The organism is Niveispirillum lacus, assembly GCF_002251795.1.
Classification (GTDB): domain Bacteria; phylum Pseudomonadota; class Alphaproteobacteria; order Azospirillales; family Azospirillaceae; genus Niveispirillum; species Niveispirillum lacus.
Map to the genome: position 1 here is coordinate 45,423 of NZ_NOXU01000019.1, position 14,065 is coordinate 59,487.

Consider the following 14,065-nt stretch of genomic DNA (forward strand, 5'->3'; position numbering starts at 1 on the left):
AAGCAAACACAAAAGTAGGGGACCTGAATGGCCCCAGCACCGCCATTTTTTGGCCCCGCGTGTGCCATCGCTGAGGGGCATCTATTGCTCATGAGAGATGTCGGCGGCGGCGGAGGCCGACGAACCGCAATAATGGAGCAAGCCCATGTCGCTCAGCGGCACGACCTCTGCTGCATCGACCTCGCCCCAGGGGTCGACTGGTAGTTCCTCTCCTTCTGCTTTGGTGCGGGGTGATCTGCATTTGCGCTTCGATGCGGGTTGCGTCCTTTGGCGCGGCAGGGCGGTGCCGGTGACCGCTACAGAATTGAAAATGCTGCATGTGCTGGCCCGGACACCGGGCGCGGCGGTTGGGTATCGTGAACTTTATGACCTGGTCCACGGGCCTGGCTTCATGGCGGGCAAGGGCAAAGCCGGCTATCGCACCAATGTCCGCGCCTTTATCAAGCGTATTCGGCGGAAATTCCGTGATGTGGATCAGGGGTTTGACGCCATCGGCAACGACCCCGGCACAGGGTATCTCTGGCGCGTGTGACGGCCGGTTGAGCCTGCTGTGAGCAGAAAAGTGCCGCCGCTTGCGTGCTGCCACCGCCTGCGGGTACACCGAAGGACGGGATAGCGGACGGAAGGCATGATGGCACAGGGGGGCGAAGGTCTGGGCTGGCGACCTGTGCCGGTCCATCTGGTCGGCGTGCATCTTGGCCTGCCTTTCCGCCACTATCTGGTGGGCATGGTGGCGCTGGGCCTTCTGGTGTTCCCTGTCGCCTGGGTTGCGGGCGGGTTGTCGGAAACGATCAGCCTGTCGTTGGGATGGGCTGAGGGAGACCCTGCCATCCGCCGCATTACCAATCTGCTGGCCCTGGCGGCGATCATCGGGGTCCTGTGTGTTGTCGTAAACATGCAGGGCCGTTCGCTGATGAGTGTCGTTGCCCCGCAGCAGCATTTGGATCTGGGCATGATGGCCCGGTCCGCCGCCATATATACGCTTGCCTTCACACCCGTCATCATCATAGCCGTGATGAGCGGTCAGTTGACCCTCGGCAACTGGCAAGCGGCGCTGCTACTCTTACCCATGATGCTGGTGCTGGTCGCCCTGCAGGCAACAGCGGAGGAAATGGTCTGCCGGGGCTATATGGCCCAGGGTTTTCAGGTTCTATTCGGGCATGCTGTCCTGGCCGCCATGCCGGTCGCCGTGATTTTCCTGCTGCTGCATGATACCGGCGCTTGGGATCAGGGGTGGGACCGCAAGGCCAACATTCTGATGATCAGCCTGGCCTTATCCTGGCTGACCACGTGGGCGGGCCGTCTGGAGCCTGCGATGGGTGTGCATTTTGCCCATAACATGATCGTTTTTACCCTCGCGGCACGACCGGACCACGGGCTGCCGTCCGTCAGCGGGGTGGCCGGGGACGTGCCTGACCAACCCTTTGATCCCGATGCTTTTCTGGCTCAGATTCTGGTCTATGGCGCGGTTTGTGCCAATTACTGGTTCATTGGCTTGCGCACTGGATTTGTTGCCAGCCGGTGGCGGGATAAAGCCGAATGACAGCCGGGACACCGATGCATCAGGTCGGGGTGGTGACTGGGCAGTCACGCAGTGCCTATCTGTTCGGCACCATGATGGTGATCGTTCTGATGCTTCTGTCAGGTCTCCTGGTGTACCTGCTCTTGGCAACTCTGGTGTCGGGCGGGCGCGATCTGCCCTATCTCCAGTCCTACGGGCTGTTGGCAATCAATGCCCTGGCCATACCTGCCCTGGCGCTCGTTACCCGCTGGATGCATGGGATGAGCTTGCGTGACCTGATTGCGCCCGCCCGGCCGCTGGCATGGGGTATGGCAGGGCGGGCCGCGTTGGTCTATGCCGTACCACTGATTGTACAGGTAATCATCGGTTTCTGGTCGGGGGAGTTGCAGCCGTCTGCAACACCGCTGGCGGTGTTCCTGCTGCTGGCCCCGATCAGCGTAGCCATGTTCACCCTTCAGGCCTCGGCGGAGGAACTGCTGTTCCGCGGTTACCTCGCACAGGGGGCTCAACTTTTGTTCCGCCATGCCCTGCCGGCGGCCTTACTGACCGGCGTGCTGTTCACCCTGGCCCACGAAGGGTCCGGGGTTCGTGCCGTCTGGGCTCAGCGGGCTGAAATAATGGTGATGGCGCTGTTCTTGTCGTGGATGACCGTGCGATTCGGCCGACTGGAGGCGGCCATGGGTGTGCACATCATCAATAATGTATTGTTCTCATTCTTTGTGGGTGGTGTGGACCTCGCCTTTCCCGACCTTCTGACCCGCGTAGATCCCGACCCACCGGATTTTGCAGGGTTTGCCGATCTGATGGCATTTGCCCTGCATCAGGTTCTGACCATCGGCTTTTTCTGGCTGGTGGGCGTCAAGACGGGCTTCATTGAACGGGGTTGGGCATCAGGGGGCAGGGCGCCGCGTCAGGCTTGACCCCACAGCCGCTAGACAGATCAGTGCAATGGCGCCAACGGCTGACATTGACAGGACCTCACCCAGGAGATAGAGGCCGACAACTGCCGAAAGGGCCGGTTCCATGGCCATCATGATCCCGAAGAGAGCCGTGGAGACACGCCGCAGGGCCACAAACTCCAACGCATAGGGCAGCAAGGTCGATAGCATCGACACCGCCGCCACCTTTGCCAGCATTTCCGGGCTGGACAGGTAGGGGCCAGAGACGGGCAGCCCCACCGGGGCGGTGAAGAGGGTGGCGAACAGCAACGCCAAGGCAAGCCCCGTCATCCCCGGTATTTGTCGCCCGGCATGGCGTGACAGCAGGATATAGGCCGCCCAGGCCCCGGCCGTGATGATGGCGAACAACAGACCCAGCGGGTCAAGCCGGTCGGCCCCTGACAATGGTGTCAGCAGCAGCACGCCGCCAAAGGCCAGCAGCGGCCAGAGGTAATCCACCAGTCGCTTGGCTCCTACCATCGCGACCGCCAGTGGCCCCAGAAATTCGATGGCGACCGCCACACCCAGGGGCAATCGGGCGAGTGCCAGATAAAAATTGGCATTCATGATGGCCAGCGCGGCGCCCAGCGCTGCTGCGGCCCCCCATTGCGCCCGTGTCAGTCGGGTCAGGGACGGCCGTACGATGACCATCATGATGGCGGCGGCTAGGGCATTGCGCAGAAAGGCCAGGGCCAGGATGTCATGCCCCTGCGACACTTCCTTGGCCAAGCCGCCGCCCAGGGGTGGCATGGACACGGAGAGGACCAGCAGCAGCGGGGCCAGCAAGGTCAGGGTATCCTGGCGGGCCTGCGGTGCTGGCGCAGTCATGGCAGCAGACCCAACCCCATGTCCCAGAACCCGGCTTCCAGCCGGCTGGCCGCATCGAATGTGCGGGAAAGGTCCTTGAACCGCGCTTCCCCCCCGCGTGTGGCCGACAACCGGTCGAGCAGCGCCACCTGCGCTGCTGCTACGGCCCGATATTCGCGATCAGCATACATGGCGATCCAGTCGGCATACGGATTGCCGTCCAGCTTTGTCGCCGGATCCGCGAGAAGATTGGCTGCAATTTCCGCATAGCCGACAATGCAGGGCGCCAGGGCCACATGCAGATCCAACAGGTCACCCGCCAGCCCGCGTTCCAGCACAAAACGGGTATAGGCCAGCGTGCCCTGGGCTTCGGCTGCCGCCTGCATGGCAGCCTCATCCAGGCCCCAACCGGCGCAATATTTCACATGCAGGCCCATTTCCAGATCCAGTATCGCCGTCATGGAACGGGCTGCGGCGCGCATGTCGGCCAAGGTGTCGGCCTTAAACGCCGCCAGCGCATAGGCGCGTGCGAAATGGATCAGGAACAGGTAGTCCTGGATCAGGTAATGCCGGAAACATTCCTGGGGCAGGGTGCCGTCGCCCATGCCCGCCACGAACGGGTGGCGGACATAGCGATCCCAGGACGGGCGTGCATCGGCTCGCAGCCGTTCGAACAGGCCGCCGGGGATGGCCAGGTCAGGCAGGGGCTGAGAGGCCGCGTGCATACGGGGCGCCTTATTTGGCGCCCGGCAGCTTGACCGTCAGGCCATCCAGTTCCGCGGTCATGCGGATCTGGCAGCCGAGGCGGGAAGTCTTGGTCAGGCCGAAGGCCAGATCCAGCATATCCTCCTCATCCTCCTGTGCGTCCGGCAGCAGGTCGTACCATTCCGGCGCCACGACAACGTGGCAGGTGGAACAGGCCAAGGACCCTTCGCATGCGCCTTCCAGGTCGATGTCGTGGCGACGGGCCACTTCCAGGATCGACAGGCCCAGGGGGGCATCCACCTCGCGGCGGGTGCCGTCGGTTTCAATGAACACCATCTTCGGCATTGCGCCAGAACTCCCAAACGAGACAGTGGCGCTTTGTTACGAAGCGGCGGCGCCCAAGTAAAGCGCCGTTTCATCAGGAAAGAGCGGCGTGCCGCGATGGGGTCCGGCACGCCGCCCCCATCACGCCACGGTCAAGCCATGATCGCTCAGGGGAAGTGACCGCAGCCGTCGGCCGGTTGCCGCAAAGATGGCATTGGCCAGAGCTGGCGGAAGTGGGGGTGTCATTGGTTCTCCGGCCCCGCCGACAGGCGCATCGGGGCTTTCCACCAGGATCACTTCGATCACTGGCATCTGTTCCATGCGCAACAGCGTATATTGATCGAAGTTACGGCTGCTCACCGCCCCACTCTCTAGAAGGACTTTCTCCGCCAAACTGGCTGACAAGGCCATCAGGATGGAACCTTCACCCTGGGCACGCACACTGTCGGGGTTGACGATGGTGCCGCAGTCAAAGGCACACCAGACCTTCTCCACCCGGACGCGGTTTTGTGCGACCTGCACCTGCACGACCTGCGCGGCGATGGACTGGAAACTGTTCCAGATGGCGATACCCCGCCCTGTCCCCGGCGGCAGGTCCCGCCCCCAGTCGCTGGCTGTCACAGCGGCCTCCAACACACGCAGGGCACGCGGATTGCTGGCCAGGAGACGTCGGCGATAGGTCACCGGGTCTTGCCCCGCCGCCTGTGCCATTTCGTCGACGAAACACTCAAAGAAGAACGCCCCTTGCGTGCTGCCGGGTGCCCGCCAGGGACCATTGGGTATGGGCAGTCCCGCTTCCGCCATCGTGGCCAAGGGGGCGGGCAGGTAATAGCTGGGCTGGTGGTCGGGCTGCGCTTCTGTGCCGGGCGGCGCAATTGCAATCCAGACCTGGCCCGATGCGGGTGCAGTGTGCGTGTGGATCGCCACTGGCAAACCGTTTTGGTCAAGGCCTGCTGTCAGGCGGCACGCCGTGGCAGGCCGATAGCGTCCTTGGGCCAGGTCCTCCTCCCGCGAATAGATCAGCTTGACCGGGGCCCCTGCCTGTTTTGAGAGAAAGCAAGCATAGGCGACATAGTCGTTGAGATAACGTCGCCCGAATCCGCCGCCCGAGGGCAGGGTGTGGACCGTCACCTTGTCCTCCGCGAGACCAGTGAGGCCGCAGAGGATGTGTCGGACCGAGGTCGCAAACTGGCTACCGGTCCAAGCCACGGCCTTTCCGGCGCTCAGATCGGCGACAGCCGACATTGGTTCCATCTGGGCGTGGGCCAAGGCAGGCACATGGTAATCGCAGCGCACTGTTCGCGCTGCTCCTGCCATGGCGGTCGCATGACGGGTGCGGATGACGCCCTCATCCTCCTGCGCCGCCTTGCGGATGGAACCGACATCGTTCAGCCGGGCCTGGATCGCCGCGATCATGCCGTCGGTATCCAGGCCGTCCTTGCCCTGAAAATCCCATACCGGCGACAGTGCCATCAAACCCTGCCGGGCTGCCCACCAATGGTCGGCGATGACGGCCACCGCATCGTTGACGATCAAGGGTTGTTCTGATCCTGGAATGGGAATTGACACGGACATCACTGGCACGACACGGCGAACACCAGGCACCGACATCGCCGGACTGGGATCGACCGAAACCAGCCTGCCGCCAAAAACGGGGCATTGCATCACGGTGGCGGAGAGCAGGCCCGGCAGCCGGACATCGGTCGCATAGATGGCGCTGCCATCGACCTTTTCCGCAATATCCTTACGCAGCAATGGCTGCCCCACCAGCGACCAGTCGGTGCGCGCCAGAGGAACCGGGTTTGCGGGTACCGGTAGACGTGACGCCATATCTGCGACAGCGCCATAGGCGACGCGACGGCCATCGGACCGGTGTTCGATATGGCCGTTCACAGCCCGACATTCCGCCACGGACACACCCAGCATGCGGGCGCCAGCAGTAACCAGCATCTCCCGCGCGGCGGCACCGGCATAACGCAGCTTGTCCCACTGACTGCGGATGGACGAACTGCCCCCCGTCCAATGTGATCGCCCCCCCGCCATGCCCATCGCATCAATCAGGGGCGCGGTCTTTACGGCGACCCGGTCCCAGGGCACACAGAGTTCATTGGCCAGAAGCTGGGCCACGCCGCTGAACCCGCCCTGTCCCATCTCCTGCGCATTGCTGAACAGGGTGATGGTCCCATCGGGTCCGACATGCAGCCAGTTATGGACGGTAGCGCCCTGACCTGGGGCCGCAACAGCCATCAGGCCGCCGGGCAGCAGGCCCAGGGTCAGCCCGGCCCCGGCAGCGGTGAACAGCGAGCGGCGCGACAGAGGAAATGACATGATCCCCCCGCTCAACCCGCAACCATGCCGGCGGCGCGGCGGATGGCACGACGCACGCGGGGCAGGGTGCCGCAACGGCACAGGTTGGTCATGGCGGCCCCGATCTGGGCATCGGTCGGCTTTGGTATCTCCCGCAGCAGGGCTGCGGCCGCCATCAGCATGCCGGATTGGCAATACCCGCATTGTGGAACCTGTTCAGCGATCCAGGCCTGTTGCAGCACATGGCTACGGTCAGGAGACAGGCCCTCCACGGTTGCGACCTTTTGGCCGGCATATTGTTCCATGGGGAACTGGCAGGACCGGACCGGCTGCCCGTCCAGCAGGATGGTGCAGGCCCCGCATTGCGCCACACCACACCCGTACTTGGTACCGGTCAGGCCGAGCAGATCGCGCAACACCCACAGTAGCGGCATGTCCGTCGGCGCATCGACTGCCTGACGGTGCCCGTTCACATCCAATTCGTATCGCATTCCAACCACCCAATCACGTCGTCACCGCCTGTATGGCGGGTGCTGTGGAACGTGGTGAAAGTCAGGGAATCCGGGAAGCACAATGGTCCGACGGGGCACCGATGGAATGCCGATATTGTGCCGATGCGGTCGGTCGCCCTCAGGGTTCGTCGATACGCACATCGACAATATCGACCAGCGATCCCAGATACTGGCCGATAACCAGCCCGCCGTCCGGGCCGAGCGCCAGGGAAGATTTATACAGCGCGTCAGGCAGTTCCGTGACCATCCGCATCGGCGCGCCATCGTTAGGCAGCAACATGATGCGGGCTTGTCCGTTGCCGGGCCGGTCAACAAGATAGACACCGCCGCCCCCGACCACCCAGCTCTCATTGTCGTAGGCGTCGGGCAGGTCGGCGATCCGTTCCGGCATACCGCCATCCGCAGGTTGTCGCCAAAGACCATTTTCGCCGTCGCGCGCCATATAAAGCCAGCGGCCGTCAGCACTTTCTTTGGCTACGCGCCAACCGGCCTCAGTGATGGGCATGGCTTGGTCATAGGGAGGGCGGGTGATCCAGATGCGCCAGCCCCCCAGGCGGTTGGACGCAAAGTAAAGGCGTTGACCGTCCCGCGACCAGGCCGGGGCCCGATCCTCTGCCCCCGGGTCGGCCGCGACCCGCCGCAGCCGCTCCGCGCCCCGATCCAGGATGAACAGGCCCGGCGCCCCATCAATGACCGAGATCAGGGCCAGCCGCTGCCCGTCCGGTGCCCAACGCGGCGACTGGGTGAAAGGTCCCTGGAACTGTGTCACCGGCGTCGGGGCCTGTCCCCGCTCTGCCACCCAGATTTCAAACATGCCCGAGCGGTCGGATGCAAAGGCCACAGCCCCCTGGCGGCTGATATCAGGATCCCAGTCCAGGCGATTACTGGGCGGCACTACGGGTTCCTGGCGACCGTCAGGGTGCAGGCGCAGCAGGGTTGACCGGTTGGTCCGCACTTCTGCCGCCACCCGGTCGCCGCCCGCCCCGATGCGGCCCAACTGGTTCAGACCGGGCGCAACCCGGAGCGGTGGTGCCGTGCCCTCCGGGTCGATGCGCCAGAGACCGAAATCACCTGCACGGCTGGACGCCGCATAAAGCCAGCGACCGTCGCCCGACCATTCCAGCCCATGCAACTTGCGCCCATCATCGGTCACCTGTTGTTCGGCACCCGTGGCCAGCTCGCGGACAATGACATCCGATACCCCGACGGCCCGGTGCCGCATGAAGGCCAGTCGCTTGCCGTCGGGAGACAAGGTCGGGTCACTGTCCCCATGGATGCCAGGCGGTGGATCGGTCAGGGCCACTTGCTGTCCCGCCTGCGGCCCGGACAGCGCTACTGACCACAGCCGCGCCGGGCCTGCCGTACCCGGTCGGTCGGCATGGACCAAGTGGCCATTGTCAAGCCACGCCAGTTTCACTTCCCTGAAGGTCGAACAGGCACCGACCTGACGCTCTGGCCCCGATGGCACCGGCTTAACCAGAATACGGCACGGACCGTCCCTATCGATCCGGACAAAGGCAATACGACCGCCATCGGGTGACCAAGACGGTGACAGGTCATGGGCTGGATCGTCGGTGATCCGTGCCGGTGTACCCCCTGTCAGGGATTGAACCCAGATGTCGAAGCCCTGGCCGGCCCGGTCGGCTGCATAGGCGATCTGTCCGCCGCCGCGGTTCAGCGCCGGCTGGATTTCCTGCCCCGGATCGCTGGTCACCGGCGTTACCTGGGCGACGGGCAGCGCTGCGCCATCCCGTTTCAGAAGCTGGAGGCTTCCAGCTATAAGCAGTATCGACCCTGCCACTGCCACCCAGGGCCAGAGTGGGCGGCGGGGTGGCGCCGGCAATGTCGGTGGCAGTGCCGGCGGTGATGTGTCGTCTATCCCGGCATCGACAGAAAGGCGGTAGCCGATTTTCGGAATGGTTTCGAACCCGATCACACCATCAATCGCCAGCACGGCGCGCAGCCGGCCGATGCAGCGACCGATGGCATCATCCCCTACCTCCAGGCCCCAAGCGGTCCGCATCAGTTCGGCCCGCGACACTGTTCGCCCCTCTGCCCGGACCAGGACGATCAAGGTCTGGAGAACGCGGGGTTCCAGTTTCACCTCTGCTCCGTCCCGGCAAGCCATGCCCAGGGAGGGGCGCACAAGCCAGGGGCCAAGGCGGAAATCCGGTTCGACGGCCAGATCGATGTTGCCCATCGCCACGCCCATTGCGTAACCGTCTCCCACATCAATGCAATTGCCGCGCAGAGTGCCGCGAACCGAACCCTTTGGCAAATGGCGCTGTCATTCTGGTTCCTTGGCTGGTGTTGACAATGGTTCCAGAACCCATTGCCCGAGGCTGGTGCAAGCGGAGGTGTCCATGTAGCCTTGCAACTGCGACCTTCGGGCAGATGGACGACCAGTCGGCGCGCCAAACAGGGGGTAAAACTGTGAAGCTGAAGAGGATTCTGCTGGGCACCGTGGGGGGTGTCGTTGGTTTGGCCGCTGTGGCGGTCGGGTATGGGCTGTGGGGGCCGCTGCCCATCCACCCCACCATTGAACGTCAGACCATTGCGCAGGTTCTGGACAGTCCGGAGACGCTGACCCAGTTGGGCATGATCGACGGCACCTTCCTCGATTTCCATTCTGGCAAGCTGGACCAGATCAAGCCGGAAGACCTGGAAGAAGCCCGTCAGGACATGACCCGCTACATCGCGGAGATCAAGGGTTATACTGGTCTCACCGGACAGCAGGCCATCTCACAGCAGGTGATGCTGGAATTCTATTCCACCAATCTGGCGCAACTGGATTTCCCCTGGGTGGTGCCGGGCGGCGGGCTTTACCCCGTCGATCAACTGTTCTCTCCGCCCGTCAGCCTGCCGCAATTCCTGACCAACGCGCATGTGGTCAGTGATGTGGCATCGGCCGAGCGCTACATCAGCCGACTGCGCGCTGTTTCCACCAAGTTCGGGCAGTTGGCCGACTCCGTGCGCAACCAAGCCAAGGCGGGCGTGGTGCCGCCGGACTTCGTGGTCGATAAGAGCCTAGTGGTCATCGACAGTTTCACCAAGGACCCGGCGGCCAACAGCCCGCTGATCACTACCTTCAAGGCGCGCCTGGAAAAGGCCGGCGTGGCAGAGGCAGAGCGCGTCCGGCTGATCGCCGCCGCCACGGCCGCCGTGGAACAGGAGGTTTATCCGGCGTATCAGTCGCTGGGTAAGCTCCTGCGCGAGGAAATCCGTCCCAAAGCGACGTCGGATGCCGGCGTCTGGCGCCTGCCGGATGGCGCGCGCTACTATAAGCTGGCGCTGCGGGCCAACACGACCGTGGACACCGAACCCGATGCCATCCATGACATCGGTCTGTCGGAAGTGGCCCGGATCACGGCCGAAATGGATGCACTGCTGCAGAAGCTTGGCCGGGTCGAGGGGACCGTGGGCGCGCGGGTGCGCGCCCTGGAACAGGACCCTTCCCAGAAATACCCGCCGGGCCGCGAAAGCCATGCCGAGCAACTGGCCGATCTGAAGCGCATGACTGAGACGGTCATGGCCAAGGCCCCACAATGGTTCAACAAACTGCCCCAGCAGCCTGTGGACATTCAGGCGGTGCCGGAATATGCCGAGGCAACGGCGCCCGGCGGCTACTACAACCCGCCGGCACTTGACGGTTCACGCCCCGGCATTTTCTACATCAACCTGGGTGAGAAATCGCGGGCACCGAAATTCAGCCTGCCGACCCTCGTTTATCACGAGGCCGTCCCCGGTCACCATTTTCAGCTGGCGCTGGCCCAGACCATTGAGGACGTACCCACGTTCCGCAAGGTCTACCCTTTCACTGCCTATGCCGAGGGCTGGGCGCTTTATGCGGAGCGGCTGGCCGTTGAGATGGGGATGTATGAAAATGATCCCTATGGCGATCTGGGTCGGCTGCAGGCTGAACTGTTCCGGTCAGTCCGCCTGGTGGTAGATACCGGTATCCACGCCAAGCGCTGGACCCGCGAACAGGCCATTGCTTACATGCGCGATACTACGGGCATGAGCGAGGACGCGGTTACCATCGAGATTGATCGTTATATTGTGCTGCCCGGCCAAGCCTGCGCCTACAAACTGGGCCAGTTGAAAATTCTGGACCTGCGTGACAAGGCCAAGACGGCCCTGGGCGAGAAGTTCGATATCAAGGCCTTCCATGATGTTGTGCTGGGTTCCGGCGGGCTGCCACTGACCGTGCTTGAAGCCCAGGTCGATGCCTGGGTAAAGCAGGTGAAAGGCTGATAAAAGGTCCCCCTGCCGCTGACCTGGCGGCGGGGGGACCTGTCCATCAGACATGGGGGCAATCCATGCAGCAAACCCCTGTTATGTCCCCGCTCTTATGCTATGGTAGCGCCCCTTCCGCCGGGCAGGCGGAGGATAGAGCAACGTTGACGTCCCCAGCCGGGGACCATAGCCGACCGGATCCAGGATGAAGATCATCATCGAACGTACCGCCCTGCTTGGCTCTCTCGGGCATGTGCAGAGCGTTGTCGAACGGCGCAACACCATCCCGGTCCTGTCCAATGTGCTGTTGAATGCGGCCAATGGCAGCCTTTCACTGCTGGCCACCGACATGGACCTGGAGATCTCCGAAACGGTGGTGGCGGAAGTCGTCCGTCCCGGTTCCGCTACAGCGCCGGCCCACACCTTGTATGACATCGCCCGCAAGCTGCCGGATGGCAGCCAAGTGGAATTGGATGCCACGGGCGATGTGCTGACCCTGCGGTCAGGTCGTTCCAAGTTCAATCTGGGCACTCTCCCGGTTGCCGATTTTCCGGAAATGACCCGCGGGACCTGGTCGCATCAGTTCTCGCTGAGAGCAGATGTGCTGAAGGGGCTAATTGACCGGACCAAGTTTGCGATCAGCACTGAGGAAACCCGTTACTATCTGAACGGCATTCATATTCATGCCACAAAGGGCAAGGCGGGCGAGGTGCCAGCCTTGCGGGCTGTGGCGACCGATGGTCACCGCCTTGCCCGTGTTGAAACACCGTTGCCGGAAGGTGCCGATGGTCTGCCCGGTGTGATCATCCCGCGCAAGACTGTGCTGGAGGTGCGCAAACTGCTGGATGAGGTCGCGGGCAATGTCGACATCTCCCTCTCGGAGACCAAAATTCGCTTCACGCTGGGTGATGTGACCCTGATCAGCAAGCTGATTGATGGGACTTTCCCGGATTATGAGCGGGTCATTCCCGCTGGCAATAACAAGCTGCTGTCAGTGGATAGCAAGCTGTTTGCCGGCGCCGTCGACCGCGTTGCTACCATTTCCACTGAAAAGTCGCGGGCCGTCAAATTGGCACTGGAAGCGGGTGTGCTGACCCTCTCGGCCACAGCCGCTGATGCCGGGTCGGCGTCGGAGGAAATCGAGGTGGACTACGACAGCACACCGCTGGAGATCGGCTTCAACAGCCGTTATCTGTTGGACATCACCGGCCAAATCGAAAGTGGCAAGGCGCAATTTGTGATGGCAGACGGCAATTCCCCGACCATCGTGCGCGATGCAGCCGATCTAGCGGCACTTTATGTCCTCATGCCGATGCGCGTCTGATCGTCAACGCGCCGGGTCATCTTGTTCCCGTCCTCAGTGACGCCCCGGTCGGACAACGCCGGGGCGTTTTCTTTACAGACGTAACCGGTCGGCCGTCGCGGGCCGGCTCTCACCCGTCAGTTGCCGTCAACAAAGCTGGATATTGCCTGTCTGATGCCCGCCCCTCCCGCCCTGGCTGTCACCCGCCTGACAGTGACACGGTTCCGCTCCTATGCCAGCGCGCGGCTTGAATGCGATGCGCGGCCAGTTGTGCTGACGGGAGAGAACGGGGCTGGCAAGACCAACATTCTGGAGGCCGTCAGCTTCCTGGCGCCGGGGCGCGGCATGCGCCGGGCCAAACTGTCAGAGATCGAACGGATCGGTGACAGTTCGGCGGCGGAATGGACAGGAGGTCCCGGCTGGGCCATCGCTGCCACTGTGGCGACCGCCAACGGCGCCGTGGAGATCGGGACGGGCCGCGACCCCGCAGGTGGAGAAAGCGAGCGTCGGCTGGTTCATATTGACGGGCGCCCTGCCAAGGGCCAGATCGCTCTGGCCGAACATGTGTGCGTTGTCTGGCTGACACCACAGATGGATCGTCTGTTCCTGGAAGGCGCGGCCGGACGCCGGCGCTTTCTGGATCGGTTGGTCTTTGGTTTTGACAGCGGTCATGCCGGGCGGTTGACCAAATATGAGAATGCTCTGCGTGAACGTGCCCGTATCCTGCGCGATGGGCCTGTGGACCCGGCCTGGCTGTCCACCCTGGAAGGGCAGATGGCAGAAACCGGCATTGCCGTGGCCGCCGCCCGCGCTGATATGGCCCGACGCCTGGAGGCAGCGGCAGCCCAGGGGGTCGGGCCGTTCCCAGCGCCTGGGATCACCATGGTGGGTGCCGTTGACGCGTTGCTGGCCGGCCGCCCGGCACTGGAGGCGGAAGACGCATTCCGCAAGGCGCTGGCGGAGGGGCGGCGCGCGGATGCGGTGGCCGGGGGCGCTACCATCGGCCCTCACCGGTCCGACCTTGCCGTTACCTACCGCGCCAAAGATATGCCGGCTGAACTGGGCAGTACGGGTGAGCAGAAAGCGCTGCTGATCGCCATTGTCCTGGCCAACGCCCGCCTGATGCGGGCGGAAACAGGGGTTGCGCCGTTGCTGTTGTTGGATGAGGTTGCCGCCCATCTGGATGAGGGGCGGCGGCTGGCCCTGTTTGATGAAATTCTGGCGACTGGCAGTCAGGCGTGGATGACGGGCACCGACGCCGACATCTTTCGCCCACTCGGGCGCGCGGCCACCCATGTCGCGGTGGCACAGTCGCGGCTGACCCATCATCCGGTCCAACCATGATCGCCCGATGGCCACGCCGGAGGCTGCGTTCAACCGCCTGTAAAGACCGTTGAAAACGGGTAAGTCC

At 63.5% G+C, this 14,065-nt stretch carries 12 protein-coding genes; 6 read left to right on the forward strand and 6 right to left on the reverse strand.

What is annotated here, in order from left to right:
* Positions 1-145: 145 nt before the first annotated feature.
* The 3 genes from CHU95_RS02850 to CHU95_RS02860 all read left to right on the forward strand — a co-directional run bounded on the left by CHU95_RS02850 (position 146) and on the right by CHU95_RS02860 (position 2,442).
* Positions 146-532 (forward strand): winged helix-turn-helix domain-containing protein, encoded by a 387-nt coding sequence (locus CHU95_RS02850; RefSeq protein ID WP_094453546.1) that lies wholly within the window; start codon positions 146-148, stop codon positions 530-532.
* 96 nt (positions 533-628) lie between these two features.
* Entirely contained in the window at positions 629-1,543 is a 915-nt protein-coding gene (locus CHU95_RS02855) for a CPBP family intramembrane glutamic endopeptidase (RefSeq protein ID WP_094453548.1), read from the forward strand.
* Complete coding sequence (locus CHU95_RS02860) at positions 1,540-2,442, forward strand: CPBP family intramembrane glutamic endopeptidase (RefSeq protein ID WP_094453550.1); 903 nt, start codon at positions 1,540-1,542, stop codon at positions 2,440-2,442. The genes CHU95_RS02855 and CHU95_RS02860 overlap by 4 nt, the downstream gene beginning before the upstream one ends.
* Here the strand turns inward: CHU95_RS02860 and CHU95_RS02865 are convergent.
* The 6 genes from CHU95_RS02865 to CHU95_RS02890 form a co-directional block, all read right to left on the reverse strand.
* Entirely contained in the window at positions 2,413-3,288 is an 876-nt protein-coding gene (locus CHU95_RS02865; RefSeq protein WP_094453552.1) for an EamA family transporter, read from the reverse strand. The genes CHU95_RS02860 and CHU95_RS02865 overlap by 30 nt on opposite strands.
* Positions 3,285-3,992 carry a thiaminase II gene (gene tenA, locus CHU95_RS02870; protein ID WP_094453554.1) on the reverse strand — a complete coding sequence of 236 codons (708 nt, stop codon included), beginning with the start codon at positions 3,990-3,992 and terminating at the stop codon, positions 3,285-3,287. The genes CHU95_RS02865 and tenA overlap by 4 nt, the downstream gene beginning before the upstream one ends.
* 10 nt (positions 3,993-4,002) lie before the next feature.
* Positions 4,003-4,317: a ferredoxin family 2Fe-2S iron-sulfur cluster binding protein gene (locus tag CHU95_RS02875; protein WP_094453556.1), complete on the reverse strand. Its 315-nt coding sequence runs from the start codon at positions 4,315-4,317 to the stop codon at positions 4,003-4,005.
* Positions 4,318-4,437: 120 nt separating this feature from the next.
* Positions 4,438-6,624 carry a xanthine dehydrogenase family protein molybdopterin-binding subunit gene (locus CHU95_RS02880; protein ID WP_094453558.1) on the reverse strand — a complete coding sequence of 729 codons (2,187 nt, stop codon included), beginning with the start codon at positions 6,622-6,624 and terminating at the stop codon, positions 4,438-4,440.
* 11 nt (positions 6,625-6,635) lie between these two features.
* Positions 6,636-7,094, reverse strand: coding sequence for a (2Fe-2S)-binding protein (locus tag CHU95_RS02885; protein ID WP_094453560.1), 459 nt, complete (start codon positions 7,092-7,094; stop codon positions 6,636-6,638).
* A 139-nt stretch (positions 7,095-7,233) separates the two neighbouring features.
* Positions 7,234-9,315 carry a winged helix-turn-helix domain-containing protein gene (locus CHU95_RS02890; RefSeq protein WP_165771972.1) on the reverse strand — a complete coding sequence of 694 codons (2,082 nt, stop codon included), beginning with the start codon at positions 9,313-9,315 and terminating at the stop codon, positions 7,234-7,236.
* A gap of 233 nt (positions 9,316-9,548) precedes the next feature.
* On the opposite strand from CHU95_RS02890, the gene CHU95_RS02895 reads away from it, so the two are divergent.
* From CHU95_RS02895 to recF, 3 genes are all read left to right on the forward strand, one after another.
* Complete coding sequence (locus CHU95_RS02895; RefSeq protein ID WP_165771973.1) at positions 9,549-11,369, forward strand: DUF885 domain-containing protein; 1,821 nt, start codon at positions 9,549-9,551, stop codon at positions 11,367-11,369.
* Positions 11,370-11,556: 187 nt separating this feature from the next.
* Positions 11,557-12,675 (forward strand): DNA polymerase III subunit beta, encoded by a 1,119-nt coding sequence (gene dnaN / locus CHU95_RS02900; RefSeq protein ID WP_094453566.1) that lies wholly within the window; start codon positions 11,557-11,559, stop codon positions 12,673-12,675.
* 153 nt (positions 12,676-12,828) lie between these two features.
* A complete protein-coding gene (gene recF, locus CHU95_RS02905) occupies positions 12,829-13,998 on the forward strand; it encodes a DNA replication/repair protein RecF (protein ID WP_094453568.1) in 1,170 nt (389 codons plus the stop codon).
* The last annotated feature ends 67 nt before the right edge of the window (positions 13,999-14,065 follow it).